Annotated in this window: 23 protein-coding genes; 13 read left to right on the forward strand and 10 right to left on the reverse strand. The window is 73.2% G+C overall.

The annotated features are described in order from the left end of the window. Nucleotides 1-1281, reverse strand: a complete 1281-nt coding sequence (locus ASD90_RS17035; protein ID WP_056759235.1) for an MFS transporter — start codon at nt 1279-1281, stop codon at nt 1-3. Beyond that, complete coding sequence (locus ASD90_RS17040; RefSeq protein WP_157623218.1) at nt 1278-1925, reverse strand: helix-turn-helix transcriptional regulator; 648 nt, start codon at nt 1923-1925, stop codon at nt 1278-1280. Before ASD90_RS17040 ends, ASD90_RS17035 begins: the two co-directional genes overlap by 4 nt. 130 nt (nt 1926-2055) lie before the next feature. Here ASD90_RS17040 and ASD90_RS17045 point away from each other — a divergent pair, with 130 nt between their 5' ends. Both ASD90_RS17045 and ASD90_RS24765 read left to right on the forward strand, forming a co-directional pair. Beyond that, nucleotides 2056-3081 (forward strand): histidine kinase dimerization/phospho-acceptor domain-containing protein, encoded by a 1026-nt coding sequence (locus ASD90_RS17045; protein ID WP_082588816.1) that lies wholly within the window; start codon nt 2056-2058, stop codon nt 3079-3081. Nucleotides 3082-3102: 21 nt separating this feature from the next. Further along, nucleotides 3103-3318: an ATP-binding protein gene (locus ASD90_RS24765; RefSeq protein WP_369793630.1), complete on the forward strand. Its 216-nt coding sequence runs from the start codon at nt 3103-3105 to the stop codon at nt 3316-3318. Between the two features lie 609 nt (nt 3319-3927). Here ASD90_RS24765 and ASD90_RS17055 read toward each other — a convergent pair. From ASD90_RS17055 to ASD90_RS17065, 3 genes are all read right to left on the reverse strand, one after another. Continuing rightward, nucleotides 3928-5736, reverse strand: a complete 1809-nt coding sequence (locus ASD90_RS17055; RefSeq protein WP_056759243.1) for an alpha/beta hydrolase — start codon at nt 5734-5736, stop codon at nt 3928-3930. After that, entirely contained in the window at nt 5733-6035 is a 303-nt protein-coding gene (locus tag ASD90_RS17060) for a hypothetical protein (protein ID WP_056759245.1), read from the reverse strand. Before ASD90_RS17060 ends, ASD90_RS17055 begins: the two co-directional genes overlap by 4 nt. A 303-nt stretch (nt 6036-6338) precedes the next feature. After that, a complete protein-coding gene (locus ASD90_RS17065; protein ID WP_056759246.1) occupies nt 6339-6761 on the reverse strand; it encodes a LysM peptidoglycan-binding domain-containing protein in 423 nt (140 codons plus the stop codon). Nucleotides 6762-6989: 228 nt separating this feature from the next. Between ASD90_RS17065 and lexA the strand changes: the two genes are divergently transcribed. Together lexA and ASD90_RS17075 are read left to right on the forward strand one after the other, a co-directional pair. After that, nucleotides 6990-7715: a transcriptional repressor LexA gene (gene lexA, locus ASD90_RS17070; RefSeq protein WP_056759249.1), complete on the forward strand. Its 726-nt coding sequence runs from the start codon at nt 6990-6992 to the stop codon at nt 7713-7715. A 130-nt stretch (nt 7716-7845) separates the two neighbouring features. After that, the gene (locus ASD90_RS17075; RefSeq protein ID WP_056759254.1) at nt 7846-8757 is read left to right on the forward strand and encodes a hypothetical protein; all 912 of its coding nucleotides are present in this window, start codon (nt 7846-7848) and stop codon (nt 8755-8757) included. 3 nt (nt 8758-8760) lie between these two features. Here ASD90_RS17075 and ASD90_RS17080 read toward each other — a convergent pair whose 3' ends face one another. Genes ASD90_RS17080 through ASD90_RS17090 form a run of 3 tightly spaced genes read right to left on the reverse strand, consistent with a single transcriptional unit; the run spans nt 8761 to nt 12314 of the window. Then, nucleotides 8761-9804, reverse strand: a complete 1044-nt coding sequence (locus ASD90_RS17080) for an aminoglycoside phosphotransferase family protein (protein WP_056759256.1) — start codon at nt 9802-9804, stop codon at nt 8761-8763. Further along, nucleotides 9788-10756, reverse strand: a complete 969-nt coding sequence (locus tag ASD90_RS17085) for a Sir2 family NAD-dependent protein deacetylase (RefSeq protein WP_200958646.1) — start codon at nt 10754-10756, stop codon at nt 9788-9790. Before ASD90_RS17085 ends, ASD90_RS17080 begins: the two co-directional genes overlap by 17 nt. Before the next feature lie 4 nt (nt 10757-10760). Beyond that, nucleotides 10761-12314 carry an AMP-binding protein gene (locus ASD90_RS17090; RefSeq protein WP_056759258.1) on the reverse strand — a complete coding sequence of 518 codons (1554 nt, stop codon included), beginning with the start codon at nt 12312-12314 and terminating at the stop codon, nt 10761-10763. A 117-nt stretch (nt 12315-12431) separates the two neighbouring features. On the opposite strand from ASD90_RS17090, the gene ASD90_RS17095 reads away from it, so the two are divergent. The 8 genes from ASD90_RS17095 to ASD90_RS17130 all read left to right on the forward strand — a co-directional run bounded on the left by ASD90_RS17095 (nt 12432) and on the right by ASD90_RS17130 (nt 20356). Beyond that, on the forward strand, nt 12432-13616 hold the full coding sequence (locus tag ASD90_RS17095; RefSeq protein ID WP_056759260.1) for an acetyl-CoA acetyltransferase: 1185 nt from the start codon (nt 12432-12434) through the stop codon (nt 13614-13616). 85 nt (nt 13617-13701) lie between these two features. Beyond that, entirely contained in the window at nt 13702-14649 is a 948-nt protein-coding gene (locus tag ASD90_RS17100; protein WP_056759262.1) for a LysR family transcriptional regulator, read from the forward strand. A gap of 66 nt (nt 14650-14715) precedes the next feature. Then, entirely contained in the window at nt 14716-15297 is a 582-nt protein-coding gene (locus tag ASD90_RS17105; RefSeq protein WP_056759264.1) for a peroxidase-related enzyme, read from the forward strand. Beyond that, nucleotides 15294-16817: a gamma-glutamyltransferase gene (locus ASD90_RS17110; protein WP_056759266.1), complete on the forward strand. Its 1524-nt coding sequence runs from the start codon at nt 15294-15296 to the stop codon at nt 16815-16817. Before ASD90_RS17105 ends, ASD90_RS17110 begins: the two co-directional genes overlap by 4 nt. Nucleotides 16818-17022: 205 nt before the next feature. Continuing rightward, the gene (locus ASD90_RS17115) at nt 17023-17475 is read left to right on the forward strand and encodes a hypothetical protein (protein ID WP_056759268.1); all 453 of its coding nucleotides are present in this window, start codon (nt 17023-17025) and stop codon (nt 17473-17475) included. Nucleotides 17476-17650: 175 nt separating this feature from the next. After that, nucleotides 17651-18976, forward strand: coding sequence for a class I SAM-dependent methyltransferase (locus tag ASD90_RS17120; RefSeq protein WP_369793622.1), 1326 nt, complete (start codon nt 17651-17653; stop codon nt 18974-18976). 5 nt (nt 18977-18981) lie between these two features. Further along, a complete protein-coding gene (locus tag ASD90_RS17125; protein WP_369793623.1) occupies nt 18982-19857 on the forward strand; it encodes a DUF1295 domain-containing protein in 876 nt (291 codons plus the stop codon). Between the two features lie 49 nt (nt 19858-19906). Next, nucleotides 19907-20356 carry a cupin domain-containing protein gene (locus tag ASD90_RS17130; protein WP_235506733.1) on the forward strand — a complete coding sequence of 150 codons (450 nt, stop codon included), beginning with the start codon at nt 19907-19909 and terminating at the stop codon, nt 20354-20356. 9 nt (nt 20357-20365) lie between these two features. Here ASD90_RS17130 and ASD90_RS17135 read toward each other — a convergent pair whose 3' ends face one another. Beyond that, nucleotides 20366-22906: a ComEC/Rec2 family competence protein gene (locus ASD90_RS17135; RefSeq protein ID WP_235506735.1), complete on the reverse strand. Its 2541-nt coding sequence runs from the start codon at nt 22904-22906 to the stop codon at nt 20366-20368. Then, the gene (locus ASD90_RS24025; RefSeq protein WP_082591823.1) at nt 22903-23940 is read right to left on the reverse strand and encodes a ComEA family DNA-binding protein; all 1038 of its coding nucleotides are present in this window, start codon (nt 23938-23940) and stop codon (nt 22903-22905) included. The genes ASD90_RS17135 and ASD90_RS24025 overlap by 4 nt, the downstream gene beginning before the upstream one ends. Nucleotides 23941-24094: 154 nt before the next feature. Between ASD90_RS24025 and purU the strand changes: the two genes are divergently transcribed. Beyond that, nucleotides 24095-24937: a formyltetrahydrofolate deformylase gene (purU, locus tag ASD90_RS17145; RefSeq protein ID WP_056759270.1), complete on the forward strand. Its 843-nt coding sequence runs from the start codon at nt 24095-24097 to the stop codon at nt 24935-24937. Nucleotides 24938-24951: the final 14 nt, after the last annotated feature.

A 24951-nucleotide genomic window follows, 5' to 3' on the forward strand; every position in this document is an offset into this window, starting at 1 on the left:
TCAGCGCAGTCGCGCGATGCCCGGACGCGTCGCGAACCACAGGCAGAGCAGCGACATCGCCGTGCCGTAGACAGCGGCGGCGGTCAGCACGGACGTGACGGCCGCGAGCGCGCCGAAGGCCGGGATGGCGAGCGGCACGAGCGCCATGTCACCCAAGCTGGAGACGGAGGAGACGCGTCCGAGATGGCTCGGCGCGATGGTGCGCTGGTAGGTGCCGGAGAGCCAGACGGAGGCCGCCCCGGCCGCGAGGCCGATGAGGAGCATCGACGCCAGCAGGACGGCGCGCGAACCGACCCCGGTCCCCACGATGCACACCCCCTGCCCGACGAGCACGGCGAAGCCGGCCCGGGCCGGCCGGGCCACCTTCCAGCGGATGCCCACGACGCTGCCGGCGATGGCACCCAGCGCGAAGGCCGCCTCCGCGGCACCGAGCCAGGCCGAGCCCCAACCGGAGCCGCTGACGCGCAGGGCGATCCCGAGGGCGATGACCGGGGAGACGAAGACGTTGAGGGCCGCCAGCCCCAGCACGAGCAGGCGCGCCGACTCGTCACCGCGCAGGTATGCCGCCCCGTCCCTCAGGCTCGCCGTCCAGGACGCGTGGGGCATCCTGGGCATCAGGTAGCGCGGACGCACCACGAACGCGAGGACGGCGGCGACCGCCACGAAGGTGACGGCATTCGCGAGCATGGCCCCGGCGGGGCCCACGACGGCCACCGCCACGCCACCGGCCGGAGCGCCCAGCAGGCGCGCGACGCGGGCGCCGATCTGGTTCCAGCCGCTCACGGTCGCGAGGTCCGCGGGTCGCACCAGCTGGCGGCCCAGGGTCGCCCCGGCCGGCAGGGTGAGCCCGGTGGCAGTGCCGAGCAGGACGCCCATCGTGATGAGGAACGGCGCGCCCCGGACCCCGGCCGCCCACGCAGCGGCTCCGGCGAGCAGGACCGCCCCCTGGGCGAGGCGACCGGTGACGAGGATGCGACGCGTGTCCCACCGGTCGGCGATGACCCCGCCGAGAAGGACGAAGACCGCCTGCGGCAGCGTCTCGGCTCCCAGGACCACGCCGGCCATCGCGGGCGACAGGGTGTGCACGGCCGTCCAGGCCAGCGCCACCGTCCACACGGCGTCGCCGAACCACGACAGCGCCATTGAGGCCACCCAGGTGTGCACCATCCGGTCGCGGGCGACCGGCGGCGGCGGGGCGCCGATGAGAGTCGGCTCGGCCGGGAGCGCGGGAAGGCGCGCGCCCGTCTGCAGGCTGGTCGCGGCTCGGGTGCGGGCGCTCACGGCTTCACCGGCCCACTGGGGAAGACGCGTGCCGACACCCGCACCGGGAGGCGGGCTGCGTCGGGGCGGGTCCGGGCGTCGGCACGGCACTCCTCGCTCCACTCGACGACGAGCTCGGTGAGCCTGCGGCTCAGCTCGCCCATCTGGTCGACGGTGGCGGCGACGAGGGTGTCGGTCGCCACCGACGCGTGGCGCACCTCTGCGGGTGCTGACTCTCCCTCGGCGAGCCACCGCTGGACGGCCCGGACGTGGTGGCGGAAGTTCTCGGCCTCGGCGGTCGACGCGATCCGCCGCGCCACGGTCCCCTGGTCGTAGTCGGTGGCGTCCCACGAGAGCTGACGGGGACGGCTGCGCCACCAGCTCTCGCGGGTGTCCCTGGCCAGCTCCGGCGCGGGCTCGACGAAGCCGTAGCGGAGCAGCGTCCCCAGGTGGTGGCTCACCGAGCCGACCGCGAGGCCCGTTCGCCGCGCCAGCAGGCCGACGGGGGCCGGACCCTCGACGGCCAGCAGCTCGCACAGCCAGCGACGGGTCGGGTGGTGGAAGGCCGTGAGGACGTCGAGCAGGGCGTTGCCGGTCTCGCTGCCGAGCTCGTCGGAGGCGGGACTGGTGGTGGTGTGGCGTTCGGAGGCGGGGCGTCGCGGCATGTCGCCCACCCTCGCGGGTCGGCGGGAACTTCCACAAGACCCCTTGTATAACTCGCGGACCCACCATCGCAACGTGACATCTCGGGCCGGGTCCTTGCCCTCGGCGGGCCCATGACAGAGTCCTCCTATCGTGATAAACCGGACATCAGCCCCAGACGTCCTCGACCGTGCCCAGCGACGCGAGGAGGCGTTGGCCGGCTACGACGTCCTGGGCAACGCGCCCGAACGCGAGCTCCAGGCGCTGGTCGACATCGCCGCCCAGGTCTGTGCGGTCCCCCGAGCGGCGATCAACCTCATCACCGCGACGCAGCAGCAGCAGATCGCCACCACCGGCTTCGCCGCCTCGATCTGTGCCCGCGAGGACTCGATGTGCGCGGCCGTGCTCGAGCACACCGACCGCGTCGTCGTGCCCGACGCGAGCCTCGACGCCAGGTTCCGCGAGAACCCCTTCGTGACAGGCATCCTCGGCACCGTCCGCTTCTACGCGTCGGCGCCGCTGACCACCCCTGAGGGTGTCATCATCGGCCGCCTCTGCGTCTTCGACTCTGAGCCGCGCGAGCTCGACGGGGCACAGGAGGAGGTCCTCGTCGCCATCGCCGAGCGTGTCGTCGACGTCCTCGAGCTGCGCCTGCGGACCCGCGAGCTGGAGGACTCGCTCGCCGCTCTCACCGAGACGAGGGACGAGCTCCACCGCTCCAACGAGGCGATGTCGGTCTTCGCCGGCCAGGTGAGCCACGACCTGCGCACCCCCTTGACGGCGATCATGGCGAGCACCGAGATGCTCGGGCAGCAGCCGGCCGTCGCTGCCGACGAGCGGTCCGAACGTCTCGTCGCCACGGCCTTCCGCTCGGCGACGCGGATGGCGGGGATGATCGAGCAGATCCTCGCCCACGCCCGGGTCGGCGCCGAGCTGCACCGCACCGACACCGACCTGGGCGCCGTCCTCGCCTCGGTGCTCGAGGACCTCGCACCGACGCTCACCGTCCGGCCGGCCACCGTCACGGCGGGCCCGCTGCCGACCCTGCCCGCCGACGGTCAGCAGCTCTACTCGGTGCTGCTCAACCTCGTCTCCAACGCCGTGAAGTACGCCCGTCCCGGGGTCGCGCCCCGCATCGAGATCACGTCGGTGCCTGTCCGGGACCGTTGGCACATCTAGGTCCGGGACCACGGGATCGGCATCTCCGTCGCCGACCGCGACCGGGTCTTCGGCCTCTTCAACCGGGTCGAGACGTCCGTCGACGGCAGCTGCATCGGCCTGGCCACCGTCAAACGCATCATCGAGGCCCACGGCGGCTCGATCGGCATCCGCTCGGCGGACGGCCCGGGGACCGACGTGTGGTTCGAGCTGCCGGCGGCCCTGCCAGGCCCTGACGGGCTCGACGGCGCTGCCTGACGGGACGCCGCGCCAGGGTGAGCGCGACGAGCGCGACGACGACGGCGATGGGAGCCCGCGGGTCCGTCACGAGCACCTGGAGCGCGATGGCGACGTAGGCCCCGAGCGCCGATCCGTCGTCGAGCGAGTCGCCGACGGCCACCGCGCCCGAGCGAGCGGCACTGTCGAGCAGGACCGCTCCCGCGAGGACCCCGACCTCCGCCAGCGACGCGAGAGCCCCCCAGCGCAATCTCCGCAGGCCCGACCGAGCCGACGACGCGACACGCGGCGGGCGGGTCGGCAGGAGGTGGCCGGTGTCGGCGACACCCACGGCCACACCCTCCTCGACGGGCGGTTGCAGACCGGGTCGGGACAGCGCCACCGCGAGCACGACCCCGAACCCCACGACCCCGAGCAGCGACGCGGGCGACAGGGCGGACAGTGCCCCGTCACCGGCGGCGCTCCCGCCGTCGGTGATCCAGCCGACCACGACGTAGGGCAGCGTCTGCAGCAACGTCAGCCACCCGCACGCCCAGGCCACGAGACGGTCACGCCGGGCGGCGGCCGTCCCGCGGCCGACGTCAGGGCCGGGCGGGTCCGGGCCGGAGCCGAACCAGCCGATGTCGGCGCTCACGGGACGAGCCTCGGCCAGCGCATCGGGTCGGTCCCGAGGCTCGGCCCGGTCGTGGTGCACGCGCGTTCGTCGGCGCCCTGGAAGACCCGCAGGTCAGGACGCCCCGCCGCGATCGCGACGAGGTTGCGGGCGCTGTCGGTGCCGGCGCGGAGGTAGTCGGAGTGGCCGGCCGAGGTACGGCCGAGGTCGACGAAGTCGGAGCGCGGGTGCAGCCAGTGGTTGCACCCGGTCCCGGACTGCTTCAGGGCGAAGGTCGACAGCCTGCTCGCCCCGGTGACGTCGGCCGGGGACGTGCCGTGCACCATCCAGCCGTAGCCGAAGACGTCGTCACCCACGGCTCCCAGGACGTTGAGGGACCCGGGCTTGAGTGTCGTGCGGGCCACGTCGGAGAACGGCAGGCCCGGCGCGCCGAAGACCGCGACGTCGTCGACGGCGCTCGTGCGCAGGGAGGCGAAGCCCGCCAGCGTCCCGCCGTAGGAGTGGGCCCAGACCGTCTGGTGGGCGGCCCGCTCGCGCGCCGCCTCCACGCCGGTGACGAAGTCGGCCAGCGCGCCGGCATTGTCACGGGCCAGCTTGGCGTTCAGGACGTTCCGGTCCACCGAGCTGACGATCTCGTGGACCTGTGGCGCGTCGTAGCCCATCCACGTCACGACCGCGACGTCCTCACCGGGCGCGAGGGCCCTCGCCTCGGACCGCATCCACACGAACGTGTCGTCGTAGCGGCGCAGGTCTGCGCCCACCATGGTCGACAGCCCACCGACGAAGGTCACGACGTGATCGGCACGGTCGACGTCTCCGACCGCCACGACCGCCTTGACGTCGAGGCCCGTCGCGTCGACCAGCAGGAGGCGTCGCGGACCTCCGTCGCCCCGCCCGAGGACGTCGCGCACCGCCTGCAGGGCCGCGAGGTGCTCGGCAGCGCGCGTCCGCTGGGCGGCGTTGCCCGGCGACGCCGAGCGCTGGGCCTCGCGCGCCCGGGCCGACGCGACCCGCTCCGCACGAGCGAGGAGGGCGAGGTTCGCCTCGTGGCGTGCGGCCGCCGGCACCCCGTCGCGAGGTCCCACCCACTCGGGACGCTCGCGGAGGACCCGACGCCTCTCCTCGTCCGTGAGGGATCGCCACCAGGCGGCCGAGGCGAACACCTGCGCACCGACACCGCCGGCCGCCGCGGGCGGAGGTGGCGGGGGTGGCGGGGATGGCGGGGGTGGCGGGGGCGCCGACGGGGACGGCGTCTGCACCCCGGTCCCGATCGGTCCGGTCGCGCCACGGGCTGAACACAGCAGGGCCCGCCACAGCTCCTCGTCGGTCTCGGAGGCTGCGCACCGGGCCTGTCTGAGGCAGGCGTGCACCTCGGCCCGCAGCAGCTCGTCGAGCCGGGCGCGGTGGGCCTCCCCAGCCGGGTCACCGAGGGACGCCCGCACGGGAAGGAAGAGGCGACCCTCGCCGTCGAGCCACGCCCCCTCGTCGGCAGCCCGCCGGTCGGCCCGGCCGAGGAGGTCGAGCGCCGACTGCAGACGTGCGGCGGCGTGCCCGACGGCGTGTGCGGTCGCGGCGATGCTGCTCGCGAGCCGCCCCAGCCCGGCGACGACGAACCCGTAGCGGTCGGCCGCAGCCGAGGAGGCGGCCCCGGACCACCGGGGAGCGGCCGCGCGACGCCACAGCACGAGCTCGGCCAGGCCGAGGACCCGGCGGCGGCGGTCCTCGAGCCGGCGACCCACCGCGAGCAGCGACTCCGGCCGGCACGCCCGGAGGTCGGCGACCGTGAACGTGCCGGGTCCGCTCGCACCGGAGCCCGCCGGGCTCATCGGGGTCCACCGGCAGGCGGCGGGACGACCTGCAGCGCAGCCCGCTCGACCGCGTCGTAGGTGTCGGCCGCTGCGGCGAGGAAGCGACCCAGCTCCTGCAGCTCCCAGCGCGACCCGGCCAGACGGACGTCCCAGGCGGCTGCCACCTGCGCCAGCCCCGCGGCGACGCGGCCGCCGGGAATCGCCCCGCCCAGGGGCCGCAGCTCCTCAGCGATCCCGAGCCGCCGCACCCGCTCCAGCACCTCAGCGATCGAGGTGGCGTCGTCGCGCAGTGCGGCGGTGTCGACGTCGTAGCGCATCCCGTGCTCCCTTCCCGAGGGCACCACGCTAGGTCGGGCCCGTGGGACCGCGAGCGCATCATCCACAGGGGTGCGGGCACGCGGCGCGACCCGGGCGCCCTTGCCCCACAACGACGACCGGGCACAGCAGAACGCCGCACCCCCTCCTCAGGGGGTGCGGCGTCCGGGGCAGGAACGGCGGGGTCGAAGCGCCGCTACCGCCAGCCGCTGAAGGTGGAGCCAACGCGGCGGATCGGGTGGGGTCGGGCCGGGCGCAGCCGAGCACACGGCATACGTCATCGGCCGGCCCCGGGAGGGCTCGGGTCAGCGACCCGGGATGACGAGCTGTTGGCCGGAGTGGATCGCGGTGGTGCTGAGTCCGTTGGCGATCTGCAGCTCGACGACGCCCTCGGACGTGGTCAGCTCAGGGAGCTCGCGGGCGGCGATGCCCGAAAGCGTCTGTCCCGAGCGGACCGTGATGGTGCGCGGCTCCCCCGTGGCCGACGCGAGCTGGCCGGCCAGGCCGACGCCGAGGACGGACACGACCGCCGCGACGAGGAGGGCCACGACGAGGCGACCGAACCGCGTCAACCGCATCGGCGGCTGGGTGGCGCGGGCCGTCCGGGCCGCCGATGCTGCGTCGGGGCCGGTGGGGACCAGGACGAGGCGGGGTCGACCGGTCGCCTGCGACCGCGCGGGCTCCTCGGTGTGCGGCTGACGAACGACCTCGAGGACGATGGCGCTCATGGTGACCTCCCCTTGCTCCTGAACCGGCGAACACATGTTCGATAGAACGTCTGTACGAGTTGTAGCACGTATGTTCGATGAAGTCGAGACACGCATCGAACAGGTGTTTGGCAACTGTGTTCGAACTGCGTAGTCTTTCCTCACACCACAGACCTCACCAGCCACCACTGACACTGGCCCCACACCCGGCGTCACGAAGCGGTCTGACGAGCCGACGAAGGGGACACCATGGGCGTGACCGAGCTTCCCGATCGCGAGACCGGAGACGGTCTGACCGTCCGCCAGCGGCGGGTGCTCGAGGTCATCCGCAACTCCGTCGACCGTCGCGGCTACCCGCCGAGCATGCGCGAGATCGGCGACGCCGTCGGGCTCGCCAGCCCGTCGAGCGTCTCGCACCAGCTCAACGCGCTCGTCGCCAAGGGCTACCTGCGCCGCGACCCCAACCGGCCGCGGGCCCTCGAGGTCGTCTCCCCCGACGCCAAGGCCGAGGAGCTCGGCTACCGCGGCGGCGACGCCACCACACCGCGTCCGCGCGGCGACCACTACGACACCGAGACCGACTCGGGTGACGCCCGGCCCGAAGCGTCCTACGTCCCGGTGCTCGGCCAGATCGCCGCCGGTGTGCCGATCACCGCCGAGGAGGTCGTCGAGGACGTCTTCCCCCTGCCCAAGCAGCTCGTCGGCGAGGGCGACCTCTTCCTGCTCAAGGTGACCGGTGACTCGATGGTCGAGGCAGCCATCTGCGACGGCGACTGGGTCGTCGTGCGCCAGCAGCAGCACGCCGAGAACGGCGACGTGGTGGCCGCAATGCTCGACAACGAGGCGACGGTCAAGACGTTCAAGCGCACCGACGGTCACGTGTGGCTCATGCCGCACAACGCCGACTTCTCCCCCATCGACGGCGACCACGCGACGATCCTCGGCAAGGTCACGGCCGTCCTGCGCCGCATCTGACCCCTCCCCGCAGCCAGCGACACGTATGCCGTCGGCGCCCCTGTGCGCCGGCGGCAGCGTCGCGTCCGGGAGGCGTATCGGACCGGGCGGCGACAGACTCTGACCCGTGAGTCCTGCGAAGGAGACCGCCATGGCACCCGGCCGTACCCGAGACGTCGTCTTCACCTACCGCTACCTCCGGGGGGCGATGATCGCGCTGCTCCTCATGCTGCTGCTCTCCGTCGGCTACCAGTGGTGGTGGGAGACCGACCACTCGTGCTGGCTCGGCTCGATCAGCGCCTACTACTACACGCCCGCGAGGACCGTCTTCGTCGGCTCGCTGTGCGCGCTCGGCGCGAGCCTCATCGCCTACAAGGGCCACTCACCCGAGGAGGACGTGCTGCTCAACTTCTCGGGCTTCATGGCCTTCGTCGTCGCCATGGTCCCGACGGTGCCGGACGGCCGGTGCGGTCCGAACGCGTACACCCAGAGCCCGGCCGAGATCGCCGCGGCCGTGCGCAACAACATCTGGTCGCTCGTCGTCGTCGCAGTCGTCGCGGCGGTCGTGGCCGCCTGGCTCAAGCGGGGCGCGCTGACCCGCGACCCTTCCGAGCGGCCCACGGTCCGTTCGGTGGTCGTCTCGGTGGTCTGCGGTCTCGTGCTGCTCGCAGAGCTGACCCTCTTCCTCGCGCTGCGCGACCGATTCATCGCGCTGAGCCACGGCATCGCCGCGGGCACCATGGTGGCCGGGGTCATCGCCGTCATGGTCTTCAGCGCGCTGCGCGCCGAGGAGCGTCACGAGGGTGCGACCGGCGGCGGCGCGGCGCGGGGGATCGCCTACAAGCGCATCTACATCGCCATCGCGGTCGCGTTGGCCCTCGCTCTCGGGGTGACCGTGCTGGCGGCCCTCACGGTGAGCGGCTTCGACCACCTCATCCTCATCGCCGAGGTCATCATCATCGTGCTCTTCGGCGCCTACTGGGGCGTGCAGACCAAGGAGCTGTGGGACCTGCGCGACGCCGAAGGTGCCGAGGCACGATCGGCCCGTTCGGTGGCCGAGTAGCCCTCAGGACAGGGGCGGTTCGTCGCCGAGCGCACCGAGCCACCACGTCCCGGCGTCGCCGTACTCAGCGGCCTCCGGCGGCGTCAGCGTCGCGGTGACCCGCAGCCACGACTCGGCACGCCCGAGCCGACCGAGCCGCAGCGCCGCCGGCAGGGCCGACCGGAGCGAGGTGACGGGGACGACGTCGCCCCAGACCTCGAGCGCCGCGTCGGCAACCCGTCTCAGCCGGGGGTCGTCGGGGGCTGCCTCGAACCGGTGGAGCAGCACGTTGAGCGGGACGAAGAGCGCGGACAGGGGGTGGGCGAGCACGGCGTCGCCGAAGTCGAAGAAGCGCATGCCATCCGCCGTGGCGAAGACGTTGTTGGCGTGGAGGTCGTTGTGCACGAGGGTGTCGGCGAGGCCGAGCGCGGCGACCTCCTCACCCCAGACCGCCACGTCGGGCAGCAGGTCGCGTAGCCGCTGGGCGACGTCATCGGCCATCCGACGCGGGTCGTCCTGGGGCAGGGCCGCCAGGGACTCGACCCGCGCCTCCACGTAGGCCGCCGACTCGTCCGGGCGCAGCGTCGTGAGGCCCGCACCGACGAGGTCGGGCTCGTGGCCGACGAGGTCGCGCTGGAGGTGCATGGCCTCGGCCGTGACCCGGCACCAGGCGTCGACGTCGTCGTCGGCGACCGTCCGGGCCAGCACCGGCCCCTGGTCGGGCACGAGGTGCAGTCCGCGCTCGAGGTCGCCCGCGACGACCGGGACGACCCGGTGCGGTGCCAGGCGGTCCAGCACGACCAGCAGCGTCGCCTCGAAGGACTGGTGGTCGCAGTTCTGCTTGGCCCAGAAGGTGGCACCGTCGGAGGTCCCGGCGCGCCAGACCGTCGACCACGGGCGCTGGTGCACGGGCTCGAGCGAGACGAGATCGACGCCGAGCCCGCCCAGGACCCCTCCGACCCAGTCGCGCAGCTCGGCCTCGAACGCCGGGGACGTCCAGCGGACGGACGGGCCGGGCCCGGACCCGGGCAGGGTGGCATACCAAGGCTGCTCAGTGCCCGAGCGCATCACGCAGCTCCGTCAGGGTCGGGCCGAGGGGCGCGTGCAGGCGCAGGGTGGCCTCTGCGTCGCCGCGGGTGGCCGAGCGCGTGACGATCGCGACGGGCACGTCACGCTGGTGCGCGCGGCGGACGAAGCGGTAGCCGCTCATGACCGACAGCGACGAGCCGAGCACGAGGACCGCACCGGCCCCGTCGACGAGCGAGAAGCACCGCTCCACCACGGACTTCGGCACCGACTCGCCGAAGAAGACGACGTCGGGCTTGACCGTGTCGTTGCCGCAGACGAGGCAGCGCGGGGCGTGGAAGGACGCGACGAGAGCGTCGGCGAGCACGATGTCACCGTCGGGGCGCACCTGCTCCCCCCACTGCGAGCCGACGGCCTTCGCAGCCTCCGCGAAGCGCTCCCGGAAGCCCGGGTTGGCCTCGGTCATCCTCTCGTGCAAGCCGATTCGAGTGGTGTACTCACCACAGGTGAGGCAGACGGCGCGCTCGAGCGAGCCGTGCAGCTCGACGACGTCCGTCGCGCCCGACGCCTGGTGCAGCCCGTCGACGTTCTGGGTGATGATCGGCCCGACGTATCCCGCCCGCTGGAGGTCCGTGACGACGCGGTGGCCGTCGTTGGGCTCGGCGGCGTTGAACCGCTGCCAGCCGATGTAGCTGCGCGCCCAGTAGCGCCGTCGCGCCTCGCTCGACCCGGCGAACTCTCCGTACGTCATCGGCTCGACGCGACGTGTCCCGTCGGGCCCGCGGTAGTCGGGGATGCCCGACTCGGTCGACAGGCCTGCACCGGAGAGCACGACGACGCCGCCTCCGCTGACGAGGTCGACGAGGTCGTCGAAGGTGCCGAGGTCGTGCGTCTGCAGCGGCAGGGTGCGCGAGGTGGACAGCCGGGTCGTCGCCGTGACCGTGGCCGCGGATGTCGGCGTGCTCTGCGGGGGTATGCCGTTCGGCTGCTGCACCCGGTCAGCCTACGTCGGTCGACCGGGCCTCCCGGTCCCACGTCGCAGGGGTGACCGCACGGCGCCGGAGCTCGGCCTTGCGCACCTTGGCCGTGGGCGTCCGCGGCAGCCCCTCGACGAGCTCGATGTAGCGGGGTCGGGCAAAGCGTGGCAGCACGGCGTCGAGGCGGTGCACGAGCTCTGCGCAGTCGAGGTCGGCTCCCGGCTCGGGGACGACCGCGAGCATGACCTCGTCCTCGGTGCCGGCAGGCACGGACGGCACCGCGTAGGCGGCGACCTCGGCGACGCCCTCGAGTGCGGCCACGGCCGCCTCCACCTCGAACGAGGAGATGTTCTCGCCGCGACGACGGATGCAGTCCTTGGTGCGGTCGACGAACGTCACCCACCCGTCGCCGTCCATGACGCCTGAGTCACCGGTGTGGAACCAGAAGCTGCGCCAGGCCTCGACCGTCGCCTCCGGCAGCCCGTGGTAGCCGGTCATGAAGCCGAACGGAACCCGTGGGCGGACCATGATCTCGCCGACCGTCCCGCGCGGCACGGGCACGTCCGTCTCCGGGTCGCGCACCTCGACCTCGAACCACCGGTCGAGCACGAGCCCGGCCGAGCCGGGCCGCGACCGCCCCACCCGCCCGTAGAGCGGGATGTTGACCTCTGTCATGCCGTATGCCGACACGACCTCGCGCACACCGAACCGGTCTCTCCACTGCGCCTCGTGCGCCGGCGGGTTCGGGACGGGGCACACGATGCGCAGACCCAGCTCGTGGTCGTCGTCGCTCCGCGGCTGGGCCATGACGAACTCGGACATCGAGCCGAGCAGGTTGGAGACCGTGCACCGGTGCTCGCGGACGTCACGCGCCCACGCACTCGCACTGAAGCGCGGGCGCAGGACCGCGCCGGCGCCGGCGAGGATCGTGGCCCCGAGCTGCATGAAGAGCCCGTTGGCGTGGAAGAGCGGCATCGTCACGTAGTAGCGGTCGTCGTCTCTCAGACCCAGCCCCTCGATGCTGCCGACGCCGAAGAGCACGCAGTGCGCGTGCGGCATGACGACCCCCTTCGACGGGCCGGTGGTGCCGGAGGTGTACATGAGGCACGCCGTGTCAGCGGCGCGGGGCAGCGGTCCGTCCCACTCCGGCTCCGACCGCCAGCCCGAGAGGTCGACGGACGTGAGCCCGGCGTCCGGGCCCAGCGCCTCACGGACGGAACGGGCGCCGTCGTCGTCGGCCACGACGAACCGGGCCCCGCAGTCGACCAGCTGGTGCGCGAGGAACGCACCCTCGAGCGCGGTGTTGATGGGCACGATGACGGCGCCGAGGCGCCCGAGCCCCAGCCACGCACGGAGGAACTCCAGCCCGCTGGGAAGCAGCACCGCGACGGCGTCTCCGCGACGCACCCCGGCGGACGCGAGTCGGGACGCCACGCGGCGTGCGTCGCGGGCCGCGGCGGCATATGTCATCGAGCCCTCGCCGATGACGCGCACGAGCTCCCGGTCCCCGAACTCGGCGGCCTTCTCCTCGAGCGCGAGGGGCAGCACCCAGCGCGTCACGTCGTCATCGACCATGCCTGCCAGACAACCATTTCCGTCCCGGCGACCACGTGTGCCGCGGCGACACCACGAGCGTCCTCGTGTGGCCGCTCACCCCACGCCCCGCGTGGATGCCGTCGTTAGCGTGGCCGCATGAGCCTTCGAGACACCTTCGGCACCGACGTCCTCCTCACGGGATGGGGGCACACCCGCTTCGGCCGTCTCGACGACGAGTCCCTGGAGAGTCTCGTCGTCCGCGCCGCCAGCGAGGCCCTGGAGTGCGCCGGCATCGAGCCGGGCCAGGTCGACGAGGTCGTGCTCGGCACGTTCAACTCCGGCATGTGGCCGCTCGCCTTCGCGTCGTCGCTCGCGCTCCAGGTCAGCGACCACCTCGCCCACGTGCCCGCGACCCGTGTCGAGAACGCGTGCGCGTCGGGATCGGCCGCCGTTCACCAGGGCGTGAAGTCGCTGCTCGCCGGCACGGCTCGGACCGTGCTCGTCATCGGAGCCGAGAAGATGACGCACGCCTCGGCCGAGGTCGTGGGCGCCGCACTCCTCGGCGCCGACTACGAGCTGGCCGGGCGGGCCTCGACGACGGGGTTCGCGGGGCTCTTCGCCGACGTCGCCCGGCACTACGAGACGCGGTACGGCCCGGTCGGCGACGCGCTCGGCTCCATCGCCGCGAAGAACCACCGGAACGGCGTCCTCAACCCGTACGCCCAGCTGCGCAAGGACCTCGGCGAGGACTTCTGCCGGACCGTCTCGGACCGCAACCCCGTCGTGGCCGAGCCGCTGCGCCGCACCGACTGCTCGCCCGTCTCCGACGGCGCGGCGGCCCTCGTGCTCTCGACGGTCCCGACCGGCGGGCGTGTCGACCCGGTGCGCCTCGCCGGCTTCGGCCACGCCAACGACTTCCTGCCCGCGTCCAAGCGTGACCCGCTCGCGTTCGCCGGGACCGTGGCCGCCTGGCAGCGCGCCATGGAGATGTCCGGCACGTCGCTCGACGACCTCGACCTCGTCGAGCTCCACGACTGCTTCACCATCGCCGAGCTCGTCCTCTACGAGGCCATCGGCCTCGCGCCACGCGGTCAGGGCGCCCGGCTGCTCGACGACGGCACGGTGGCCCGAAACGGCCGGCTGCCCGTCAACCTCTCGGGTGGGCTCAAGTCGAAGGGGCACCCGGTCGGTGCGACCGGGGTGTCCCAGCACGTGCTCGCGGCGATGCAGCTCTCGGGGACGGCGGGGCCGATGCAGCTCGAGGGGGCGCAGCGGGCTGCCGTGCACAACATGGGCGGGCTCGCCGTGGCCAACTACGTCAGCGTCCTCGAGTCGGTCTAGGCGCCGACGGCCCCCCGCGCGGGCGAAGCCGCGCCTGCGCGCACAGAATCTCACGTCTTCCATAATCTTCGGTTATGATCAGGACATGATCGATGCTGCCGGCCTGCGGGTCATGAAGGCCATTGCCGACGAGGGAAGCTTCACGAGCGCCGCCAACGCACTCGGCTTCACCCAGCCGGCCATCTCGCAGATGGTCCGGCGCCTCGAGCAGCGCACCGGGACCGTCCTCGTCGAGCGCTACGGCCGCCAGGTCCGCCTCACCGAAGCCGGTCAGGTGCTGGCGCGCCACGCCGTCGGCGTCCTCGCCGCGCTCGATGCCGCCGAGGAGGAGATCACCGCGATCGCCGGCCTGCGCGCCGGGCGCGTCCGCCTACAGGCCTTCCCCAGCTCGTCGGCCACGCTCGTGCCCCGCACCCTCGCGATCCTCAAGGCCCGTCACCCCGACATCACCGTCACCTTCACCGAGGCCGAGCCGCCGGAGTCGCTCGCGGCCCTGCGCAACGGCGACTGCGACGTGGCCGTGGCCTTCGCCTACGAGGGCGGCGACCTCGGCGAGCTCGAGGAGGACCTGTCGCTGCTCGTGACGCGCCGCCTCATGGACGACGAGGTGCGTCTCGTCGTCCCGGGCACCCACCCGCACGCCGGCGACACGGCCGCGTCACTGGCCGACTTCTCGGACGAGGAGTGGATCGCCGGCTGCCCCCGATGCCGCGGCCACCTGCTGTCGCTCGCCGACACCGCGGGCTTCCGGCCCAACGTCGCCTTCGAGACCGAGGACTATGTCGCCCAGCTCGGCCTCGTCACCGCTGGTCTCGGCGTCGCGCTCGTGCCCGACCTGATCCTCAACGCCGCCAAGCACGACGAGGTCGCCACCCTGCCGCTCTCCCCCGCGTCGCGCCGCCAGATCCTCGCCGTGACCACCCCCGACCTGCAGCGCGTGCCCGCCGTCGCCGCTGCCCTCGACGCGCTGTGCGAGGCCGCCGGCGCCGACCCGAAGGCCTCCACCGCCGAGCTCGTCGGCGCCAAGGCCTGACGGCTGGGTCGCCGCGTGAGGGCGCGCCACGGGCGCTCGGCCCCCACCCGGCATACGGTGGGCCTCATGGGTGACCGTGAGCGCATCTCGTACCTGGCCGTGCCCGAGCGCGACGACGTCCCGGAGGGCGTGAGCCGCCTCTGGGACAAGGCACAGGAGACCGTCGGCTTCGTGCCCAACGTCTTTCGCGCCCAGGCGGTCAACGGCGAACAGTTCCTCGCGTGGTGGGGCTACTTCAACCTCCTCGTCAACAAGGAGGGGCACCTGAGCAACGCCGACCGCGAGCTGCTGGCCGTCGTCGTCAGCAGCGTCAACCGGTGCACGTACTGCGAGGTGAGCCACGGCGCAGCCCTCCGTGAGCACACCGGAGACCCTGTGACCGCCGACCTCGTCGCCTCGAACTGGCGGCAGGCAGGGCTTCCCCACCGTGAGTACGCGATGGCCTCCTACGCCGAGAAGCTGACTCTCCATCCCGCCGAGGTCACCGAGGCCGACCTCGGCCCACTGCGAGCCGCGGGACTCGACGACCACCAGGTGGTCGAGCTCGTCCAGGTCGTCGGGATGTTCAACCTCACCAACCGGGTGTCGACGGCGCTGGGGCTCGTGCCGAACTCGGAGTACCACTCGAGCGGCAGAGCGACCTCATGAGCCGTGTGGCGCTCGCCGCTCCGGGTCCGGCGGCTCTGCAGGCCGGGCTCGAGGTGGCAGCCGAGGGCGGAAACGCCGTCGATGCGGCAATCGCCGCGTCCCTGGCGGCCATGAGCACCGAGCCCGGGGTCGTCAGCCTGATGGGTGGCGCCTTCGTCAACGTGTGGCTCGCCGGCGACGACCCCGTCGTCATCGACGGCAACGTCGAGATGCCCGGCCGGGGACTGGACCGGTCGGCCTTCGGCCACGGCGTTCGGCAGGTCCCCACCGACTACGGCGGCGGGGTGACGATCGGTGCGGGACACGCTGCGGTCGCGAACTCCGGTGCCGTGCAGGCACTCTCAGCCGCCAGGGACCGCTTCGGGAAGGTGCCGTGGCGGCGGCTCGTGGAGCCGTCGGCCCGGACCTGTCGCGACGGATACCGGGTCGGCGCGGCCGCCGCTCTCTATCTCGGTATCGTCCGCGACACGCTCTTCGGCCACGACCCCGAGGCCCACGCCCTCGTGACAGGAGCCGACGGCGGACCGCTCGAGCCCGGCGAGACCTCCCTCAACGTCGACCTCGCCGACATCTTGGACCTACTTGCGGCACAAGGGGTGTCGCTCTTCACGACCGGCGCCGTCGGGCGCGTTCTCGTCGAGGACATGGCCGCGAACGGTGGGTTGATCACGATGGCCGACCTCACGGCATACGAGGCCGTCGTGCGTGCACCCACGATGCGGACCGTCGGCTCCTGGCACATCGCCCTCAACCCGCCGCCCTCCGTGGGCGGCCCGATGCTCGCGGCCATGCTCGGCCAGCTGGCGCGGCACGAGGACTGGACGTGGGCCGAGGTCATCGAGATCCAGCGCCGGGTCCTCGCCTACCGCCTCTCCGTCCACGACAGGTCCCGCGACCTCGACGCCGACGGCCACGCCCTCCTCGAGGCGGTGGAGCGACACGGGCTGGCGGGGCTTCCCACCTCGGCGTCCACCGCTCACGTCTCCGCCGTGGACGAGCACGGGAACGCATGTGCCATCACGATGTCGTGCGGGTACGGCGCCGGCATGGTGATCCCCGGCACCGGCATCCTGCTCAACAACGCCCTGGGCGAGCCGGAGCTCAACCGGCTCGGCATCCACGCCGTGTCCCCCGGCACGCGGCTCGCCTCGAACATGGCCCCGACCACCGGCCGCAGCTCCTCGGGCACCGCGCTCGCCGTCGGCTCACCCGGGGCGGACCGGATCACGACGGCGCTCATGCAGGTGCTCGGACGCGGACTCCTTCGCGGCGACGACCTCCAGCACTCGATCGACGCCCCGCGCTTGCACGTGCGGTTCATGGACGATGGGTCCCCACGCGTCGAGCACGAGCCGTCGGACGACATCGCGGCCGCGGTCGAGGCGGGCGGACTCCCGTCGCACCGCTTCCCAGGTCCGCACATGTACTTCGGTGGGGTGGGCGCAGCGGTGCTGGGTCCGGACGGGCTGGTGGCCGCCGGGGACGCGAGACGGGACGGGTCGGTGGGGGTCTCCTCCTGACCGGTGCGGTCGCCATCGCCACCAAACTCGGTGCGGACGTGGGCGTGTCGTGCGATCCTCGTCGCACCCGGACGGTCAGAGGGCCGACGGAGACTCGGGGGCACGGCCATGCAGCGACGGCGACGAACCAGCTTGCTCCGCAGGCTGCTCGGCTGGGTGCTGGGCGGCTTCGTCCTCCTGTCCGTCGCGACACCTGCCTCGGCTCATGCCCGGCTGGAGGAGCGACACGGATGCCGTCTCGGGCACGTTCACCGTGTCGGTGGGAGCACCGAGCACGGTGAGCGGCGCGGCTCCGTCCGCACAGAATGACCTCGCCGCTGGCTTTCACCGTCACCGCGACTGGGCCGGACGGCACGAGCACGGCGAAGGTGACGGTCACCAGCTCGTGGACCGTGTCGTCGTCACGCAGGCGACCTATCGCACCTCGACCCGCGAGTGGCGCGTCGTCGGGACGGCGACCGGCCCGCCGCTGGATCTCGTGACCGTGCGCCTCGGGGCAGCCGACACCCTCATCGGGTCGGCCGCCGTCGACACCACGGGCGCATGGTCCGTGCGCATCAAGGGTTCACCCGCCGGACCCGACGCGTCGGGCACGGTGACCGCGACATCGACACGAGGCGCCACGGTCAGCGCCGTCCCCGTGCAGGTCACCCCCTGACCGTCCGCCCCGAGCTCCAGGTTCTGCCCTGCTCGTGGCCCGACGGCTCGTGGGGGCAGGCGCGGGACGCGAGGGCGCGATCCGGGTATCTCCATGACGGTGCGCCGCGCCGCCCCATCCGCCCCGCGCCCGGCACCGAATCATCTCGAGTCGACCCCAACGAGAGGCCACCCTGATGACCATGACCGACGACCGCCCCGACGCTCCCGCCCCCTCCGCGGCGTCCTCCCGTCCGAACGGCATCGCCGCCCGGCTGGCGGCCGTCGTCGAGCCCCTCTTCGGCGGGCAGCTGCCCGTGCGCCTCAAGGCGTGGGACGGCACCCTCGCCGGACCCGCCGACGCCCCGACCGTCGTCCTGCGCGACCCCGCCGCGCTGCGCCGCCTCGTGCGCCACCCCGGCGAGCTCGGTCTCGCCCAGGCGTACGTCACGGGCGAGCTCGACGTGGAGGGCGACCTGCTCGACGGCTTCCGGCGCGTCTGGTCGACGGCACGCGAGCTCTCCGGCGGCCGCCCCCCGGCCGGCACCGTCGCCGCCGTCGCGAAGAACGGCATCCGGACGGCGTTCGACCTCGGTGTCGTCGGGCTTCCGCCCGAGCCGCCCGTGTCGCAGGCCCGTCTCCGCGGCCGCCTTCACACCAAGACCCGCGACCGCAGCGCCATCGAGCACCACTACAACCTCTCCAACGACTTCTACTCGCTGATCCTCGACCCGCACATGGCGTATTCCTGCGGCTACTGGACGAGCACCGACGCCCGCTACACCGTCGAGGACTCGCAGCGCGACAAGCTCGACCTCGTCTGCCGCAAGCTCGGCATCGAGCCCGGCGGACGCCACCTCGACATCGGCTGCGGCTGGGGCTCGCTCTCGCTCCACGCGGCCGAGACGTTCGGCGCGCACGTCGTCGGCGTGACGATCTCGAGCGAGCAGAAGGCGTTCATCGACGAGCGGATCCGCGAGCGCGGGCTGCAGGACCGGGTCGAGATCCGCCTGCAGGACTACCGCGAGGTGCCCGACGGCCCCTTCGACACGATCTCCTCGATCGAGATGGGCGAGCACGTCGGGCAGAAGAACTACCCGACCTTCACCGGCCAGATCCACCGGCTGCTGCGCCCGGGCGGGCGTGCGCTGATCCAGCAGATGTCGCGCACGACGCGACCCGGCGGCGGCCCGTTCATCGAGGCCTTCATCGCCCCGGACATGCACATGCGGCCCGTCGGCGAGACGGTTGACCTCATCGAGCAGGCCGGTCTCGAGGTGCGCGACGTCCACGCCCTGCGCGAGCACTACGTGCGGACCGTCCACGCCTGGTACGACACCTTCGAGGCCAACTGGGACCGCGTCGTCGCCATGGTCGGTGAGGAGGTCGGACGCGTCTGGCGCCTCTACCTCGTCGGCGGCGCGCTGGCCTTCGAGGAGGGCCGGATCGGCGTCGACCAGATCCTCGCCGTGAGGCCGACCGCCGACGGCCGTAGCGGTATGCCGCCCGTCCGGGCCTGGTGACCACCGTGACGTCGGTCTGGACGACCGTCTCCCCCGTCGTGGCTCCGGCGGCGGATGCCGCCGGCTTCGACGGCGGCGCCTTCGGGCGCACGCTGCTGCTCACCGCGCTCGCGGTCGTCGTCGTCCTCGGCATCACCTTCGCCGTGGCCCTGCGCGTGGGCAGGCAAGCCGTCATCGACGTGACCTGGGGGCTGGGCTTCGTGGCCATCGCCCTCACGGCCTTCGCCACGAGCGGCGGCCAAGGCGACGCGCTACGCCGCTGGCTCGCGCTCGTGCTCACGGCTCTGTGGGGACTGCGTCTCGCGGCGCACATCTTCAGCCGGTCACGCGGCAAGCGTGAGGACCCGCGCTACGAGGCGATGCTGAAGCGCACCGACGGCAACCCCAACACGTACGCGCTGCTGCACATCTACCTGCCGCAGGGCCTCATCATGTGGTTCGTCTCGCTGCCGGTGCAGATCGCCATGTTCGTCGAGGGTGGCATCGGCTGGGTGCTGTGGCTGGGCGTCGTCGTCTGGGCGATCGGCTTCTTCTTCGAGTCGGTGGGCGACCTGCAGCTGACGCGCTTCCGCAACGACCCGTCCAACCGAGGCACGGTGCTCGACACCGGCCTGTGGCGCTACACGCGGCACCCGAACTACTTCGGCGACGCGAGCGTCTGGACCGGGCTCTTCCTCGTCGCGGCGAGCGCCTGGCCCGGCGTGCTGACGGTCCTGTCACCGGCCGTCATGGTGTGGAACCTCTACGGCGGCACCGGAAAGAAGCTGCTCGAGAAGGACATCGGCGACCGCCGTCCGGACTACGCCGACTACGTGCGGCGCACGAGTGGGTTCTTCCCGTGGCCGCCGAAGCCGGCCGACCCCTCCGCCCAGCGCGGCTGAGCGGCCGGCGCGAGGGGCGGGCGCGAAGGGCCGGCGCGAGGAGCGGATGATGGACGACATGCGCCCGCCCCTCGCCGACGTCCTCGACCTGCAGCCACACCCCGAGGGCGGATGGTTCCGCCAGACGTGGGTCTCCCCCGAGACCGTGACGCTGCCGGACGGTCGTCTGCGCGCGACCGCCACTCGCATCCACTTCCTCCTGCCCGCCGGCGAGTCCTCGGCGTGGCACCGGGTCGCGTCCGACGAGGTGTGGCTCGCCCACACCGGCTCGGTCGTGCTCGAGCTCGGCGGGACGGGGGCGCAGCCACCGTCGGACGGCGAGGTGGACTCCGTCGTGCTGGGTCCCGACCCCTCGGCCGGAGACTTGGCCCAGGCGGTCGTCCCCGCGCACGTCTGGCAGCGCACCGTGCCGGGTGGCGCCGACGCGCTCGTCAGCTGCCTCGTGTCACCCGGCTTCGACTTCGCGGACTTCGAGCTCGCCTCAGAGCGGGGCGACTGAGGGAGCGCGTCACCCGGAGACCGCCCGGACCTCGTCCCCGTCGGTCACGACCGCGACGTCGCCCTCGAGGTCGGTGCGGTGCACCTCGAACCCTCGCTCCTGCAGCGCCTTCATCGTGGCCGGCGCCGGGTGGCCGTAGTCGTTGCCCTTCCCGACGCTGATGAGCGCCACGCGTCCGTCGACGTGGTCGAGGATGCGGTCGTCACGGTTGCTCGACCCGTGGTGCGCCACCTTGAGCACGTCGATGCGGCCCCAGCGCTGCGGGTCGAGCTGCGACTCGTGCAGCACCTGGGCCGCGGCCTCACGCTCGATGTCGCCCGCCAGCAGCACGGTCAGACCGTGCACGTGCATGGTCAGCACGACCGAGCCGTTGTTGGGGACCGACCCCGCGTCGATGCGCCGCGCGGGCCACCAGACGTCGGCGCTGACCGCGCCGACGGTGAAGCGCTCCCCCGCGCGTAGCTCGCCCAGCGGTATGCGTCCGGCTGCCGCGAGCCGGGCCACGCGGGCTGCCTCGGCGGGAGGGTCGAGCACGGGCGAGGCCCTGATCTCGGCGACCGGCCGCTCGAGCACGGCGGGCAGGCCGCCGACGTGGTCGGCGTGGTAGTGCGTCAGCACGACGAGGTCGACGGCGGTCACGCCGATGCGGTCGAGGCACGCCCTCATCGGCTCCGGGTCGGGCCCGGTGTCGATGACGACGACGTGGCCGCCGCCGTTGTCGACCACCAGTCCGTCGCCCTGCCCGACGTCGCAGGCGATGACGGCCCACCCCGGTGGGGGCCAGGCGATCGGGGTGGTCGGCGCAGCGAAGCCAACCGCGAGGACGACCACGGCGACGGCCACCGTCGGTCGGTGCCGCGTGCGGAACCACGCCCACGGCGCCGCGGCGACCACGGCGGCGGTGAGGACCGCGAGCAGGACCGCCGCCTCGGCCGAGTCACCCCAGGCGATGCTCCCGAAGGGCAGCTCCGCGCACCAGCGGGCCACCGCTGCGATGGCCTGCGCGGGCAGGGCCGCCACCCAGGCGAGCCAGGATGCACCCTGGACCCAGACGACCGACACGAGCGCGACGCCGACTCCGACGACGGTCGTCGGCGCGACGAAGGGTGCTGCGAGGAGGTTGGCGAGCACCGCGACGACCGACACGCTCCCCTGCAGGGGCACGACGACGGGGGCACAGACGGCCTGGGCTGCGATCGAGATCGCGAGGACGGGTCCCAACGGCTTGAGGCGGTCGGGCAGCCTCCGCGAGATGGTGCGACCCCATGGCCGGGCGAGGACCAGCAGGCCGAGGGTCGCGATGCTCGACAGTGCGAAGCCGAACGAGCGGGAGAGCCACGGGTCCCACACGAGCAGCACGACGATCGCCGCCGACAGGGCCGGGATGCCGGCTCGGCGCCGCGACGTCGACAGGGCGAGCAGCCCGACGAGGCCCATGACGGCTGCTCGCACGACGCTGGGTTCGGGGCGCGCCAGGATGACGAAGCCGAGCAGGCCCAGAGCCGCCACCGGAGGTCGCCAGCGCCGACGGACGCCGACGAGCCCGCAGAGCCAGACGACCGCGGCGAGCACGAAGGTGACGTTGCTGCCGGACACGGCGCTGAGATGACTGAGACCCGTCGCGAGCATGGCCGCGGTGAGGTCGGGCGGGGTCTGCGACGTGTCTCCGACGACGAGCGCCGGGACCAGCCCGCGCGCGTCGGGCCAGAGGGCGTCGGTGGCCGAACGGAAGCGCTGGCGCACGGCGTCGGCGGCCGCGAAGACCCCACCCGCTCCCCCGACGACGCGCACGGCTCCTTTCGGCGTCGCGACCGCGACGACGTCGTCACCCGGCTCGGCCGGTCCGAGCCGGAGGACGACCTCGACCTCGTCGTGCCAGCGCAGCGTGGACCACTGCGGTCCCCGACCGACGACGAGCACGGGAGCGGTCACCATCGAGCTCCGGCCCCGGCCCGCGACCTGGGTCACGTCGAGGCGCACGACGCTGACGGAGGGAGCGTGCGCACGGTCCTGGCCCCCGGCGGTTCCGCCGGACCCGTTGCGAACCGCCCGGGGATCACCCGCGACCGTGGCCCGGACCGTGACCACGGCGCGGTCGGTGGCGAGGTCGCCGACCGGGCCCGCGGTCCTGACCGCCCGGTGGCCGACCGCCGCGCCGAGGAGCAGGGCCAGCACGGCACACAGCGCCGCGAGGTCGCGAAGAGCTGCGGCGCGCCCTCGGGCGCGCACGCTCGGCCGGCGCGCCCGCGTGTCCCGGGCCAGACGACCGGCCGTCCCGCCGGTCCCGGCCGTTCCGACCACGGCCGAGAGGACACCCGTCGCGAGCGCCGTGAGCGCGACCGTGGCCACGAGCCAGATGGGGCCGACGAGCCCCCAGAAGGCGACGACGGGCCAGACGACTGCCACGGGCACGAGCAGACGCAGGTCGAGGCGGCGCGACGTGCGCGGACGAACCCGACGCACCGTCTCCCGACCGGTCAGGACGACGAGTGACGGGCCGCGCGGCGCCTGCACGCGCTCCGTCGGCGGAGCAGGTGCCCGGGGCGTCACAGCGTCACCTTCGGGCGCAGCTGCGCCATGAGCTTGTCGCCGATGCCGCTCACCTCCCCCAGCTCGTCGACCGAGGTGAAGCGGCCGTGCTCGGTGCGCCAGTCGATGATCCGTTGCGCGAGCACCGGGCCGACACCGGGCAGGGTGTCGAGGGCCGCGACGTCCGCCGTGTTGAGGCTGACCGGGGCACCCGAGCCACCGGACGAGCCAGAACCTCCACCGCTACTCCCTGTGCCCGGGCCGCCGGGCCCCCCTCCGCCGACCGCGGCAGGCGACTCCCCCGGCCTGGGCACCCGGATCTGCTCGCCGTCGACGACGAGCCGCGCGAGGTTGAGGGCTGCGACGTCCGCACCGTCCCGCGTGCCACCGGCTGCGCTGATCGCATCGGCGACGCGCGCCCCCGGCCGGAGCCGCACGAGGCCCGGCCGCACGACCTGCCCGACGACGTGCACGACCAGCTCGGCGCCGGCGGTCGGGGCGGGTGACCCCGGCGAACCGGAGGCCCCCGGGCCGGCCGTCGCGCCCGTGCCCGTCCCCGCGCCCAGCCCCGGGACCGTCGCCGCCGCAGCCGCCGTCCCGCCGACGAGCTGGACCGATCTCGACGGTCCGGGAGCGACGTCCGGCGCCGACGCCGACCGTTCGGCCCACAGCACGCGCAGGACGAAGACACAGCCGACGGCCACGACGAGGGCCAGCAACGACACGACCGCCGCGCTGCTCACGCCGCGCCGCCCGCTGCGCAGCTCGTCCGGGACCGTGAGCACGCCAGGCCGACGGGCCCGGCGCAGGTCGGCATCGAGGCGAGCCACCTCGTCGTCCTCGGTGGCCCGCTGCGTCAGCCTGCGCACGGCCGACCCGACCGGACCACCCGCAGAACCCGCACCGGGAGCGAGCGGCACCCAGCCACCGGCCCCCTCAGCCGGCCGAGGAGCCGGGTCCGCGTCCTCGCCGCCGACCGACCTGCTCGACCCCGACGCCAGGACCCGGGCCACACGCTCGAGGTCCGGCGGTCTCTGGGCGGGTCGGAACGGCATACCCCGACGCTAGGAGCCGGTCGTCCACCCGCCCGTGCCCGAGCACCCGCTGGGGACAACCCGCTCCCGCCGCAGGGGGGTGTGGACGGCCACGCCCCGAGACGGCCCGCGCGTCGATTCACGCCGCCGCGCCCGGCTGGTCCAGACTGCTCCAATGGCTCGGCACATCATGACCCTCACCTGCGACGACCGGCCCGGCATCGTCGCCGCGGTGTCCGCGGCACTGCTCGCCGTCGACGCGAACATCGTGGAGAACCAGCAGTACTCCGACGAGGACACCGACCTCTTCTTCATGCGCACCGTCTTCGACGCCGAGGCGCACGAGGTCGAGCAGGTCCTGGCCGCGATCCGCGAGAGCCCCGCCATCGCGCACCACCACCTCGCGGCCCGGCCCGACGCCGAGCACTGCCGCACGGTCATCCTCGTCAGCAAGTTCGACCACTGCCTCCTCGACCTGCTCTACCGCTGGAAGTCCGGCGACCTGCCCATCGACATCGTCGGGGTCGTCAGCAACCACGAGGACTGCCGCGGGCTGGTCGAGTACTACGGCCTGCCCTTCACGGTCGTCCCCGTCACGAAGGACACCAAGGCCGACGCCGAGGCCGAGCTGCTCCGTCTCGTCGAGGCGGAGGATGTCGGCCTCGTCGTCCTCGCCCGCTACATGCAGATCCTCAGCGACGACCTGTGCCGCGCCCTCGAGGGCCGGGCCATCAACATCCACCACTCGTTCCTGCCGGGCTTCAAGGGCGCCAAGCCCTACCACCAGGCGCACGACCGCGGTGTCAAGCTCATCGGGGCCTCGGCGCACTACGTCACGGCCGACCTCGACGAGGGGCCGATCATCGAGCAGGACGTCGTCCGCGTCACCCACGCCGAGTCGCCGGAGCGGCTCGTCGCCATCGGGCGCGACGTCGAGCGACGGGTCCTCTCCCGCGCGGTCCGCGACCACGCCGAGTCCCGCGTCTTCCTCTCGGGGCGTCGCACCATCGTCTTCTGAGCCTTCACCACAGC

This window comes from Terrabacter sp. Root181 (assembly GCF_001428505.1).
Taxonomy (GTDB): Bacteria; Actinomycetota; Actinomycetes; order Actinomycetales; family Dermatophilaceae; genus Terrabacter.

Bases quoted from the DNA above. Each gene is read 5' to 3' on its own strand.
- ASD90_RS17040 (WP_157623218.1), bottom strand. From the start codon at position 1,925: ATGCCGCGACGCCCCGCCTCCGAACGCCACACCACCACCAGTCCCGCC.
- ASD90_RS17055 (WP_056759243.1), bottom strand. From the start codon at position 5,736: ATGAGCCCGGCGGGCTCCGGTGCGAGCGGACCCGGCACGTTCACGGTC.
- ASD90_RS17060 (WP_056759245.1), bottom strand. From the start codon at position 6,035: ATGCGCTACGACGTCGACACCGCCGCACTGCGCGACGACGCCACCTCG.
- ASD90_RS17065 (WP_056759246.1), bottom strand. From the start codon at position 6,761: ATGAGCGCCATCGTCCTCGAGGTCGTTCGTCAGCCGCACACCGAGGAG.
- lexA (WP_056759249.1), top strand. From the start codon at position 6,990: ATGGGCGTGACCGAGCTTCCCGATCGCGAGACCGGAGACGGTCTGACC.
- ASD90_RS17075 (WP_056759254.1), top strand. From the start codon at position 7,846: ATGGCACCCGGCCGTACCCGAGACGTCGTCTTCACCTACCGCTACCTC.
- ASD90_RS17080 (WP_056759256.1), bottom strand. From the start codon at position 9,804: ATGCGCTCGGGCACTGAGCAGCCTTGGTATGCCACCCTGCCCGGGTCC.
- ASD90_RS17090 (WP_056759258.1), bottom strand. From the start codon at position 12,314: ATGGTCGATGACGACGTGACGCGCTGGGTGCTGCCCCTCGCGCTCGAG.
- ASD90_RS17095 (WP_056759260.1), top strand. From the start codon at position 12,432: ATGAGCCTTCGAGACACCTTCGGCACCGACGTCCTCCTCACGGGATGG.
- ASD90_RS17100 (WP_056759262.1), top strand. From the start codon at position 13,702: ATGATCGATGCTGCCGGCCTGCGGGTCATGAAGGCCATTGCCGACGAG.
- ASD90_RS17105 (WP_056759264.1), top strand. From the start codon at position 14,716: ATGGGTGACCGTGAGCGCATCTCGTACCTGGCCGTGCCCGAGCGCGAC.
- ASD90_RS17110 (WP_056759266.1), top strand. From the start codon at position 15,294: ATGAGCCGTGTGGCGCTCGCCGCTCCGGGTCCGGCGGCTCTGCAGGCC.
- ASD90_RS17115 (WP_056759268.1), top strand. From the start codon at position 17,023: ATGCCCGGCTGGAGGAGCGACACGGATGCCGTCTCGGGCACGTTCACC.
- ASD90_RS17120 (WP_369793622.1), top strand. From the start codon at position 17,651: ATGACCATGACCGACGACCGCCCCGACGCTCCCGCCCCCTCCGCGGCG.
- ASD90_RS17130 (WP_235506733.1), top strand. From the start codon at position 19,907: ATGGACGACATGCGCCCGCCCCTCGCCGACGTCCTCGACCTGCAGCCA.
- ASD90_RS24025 (WP_082591823.1), bottom strand. From the start codon at position 23,940: ATGCCGTTCCGACCCGCCCAGAGACCGCCGGACCTCGAGCGTGTGGCC.
- purU (WP_056759270.1), top strand. From the start codon at position 24,095: ATGGCTCGGCACATCATGACCCTCACCTGCGACGACCGGCCCGGCATC.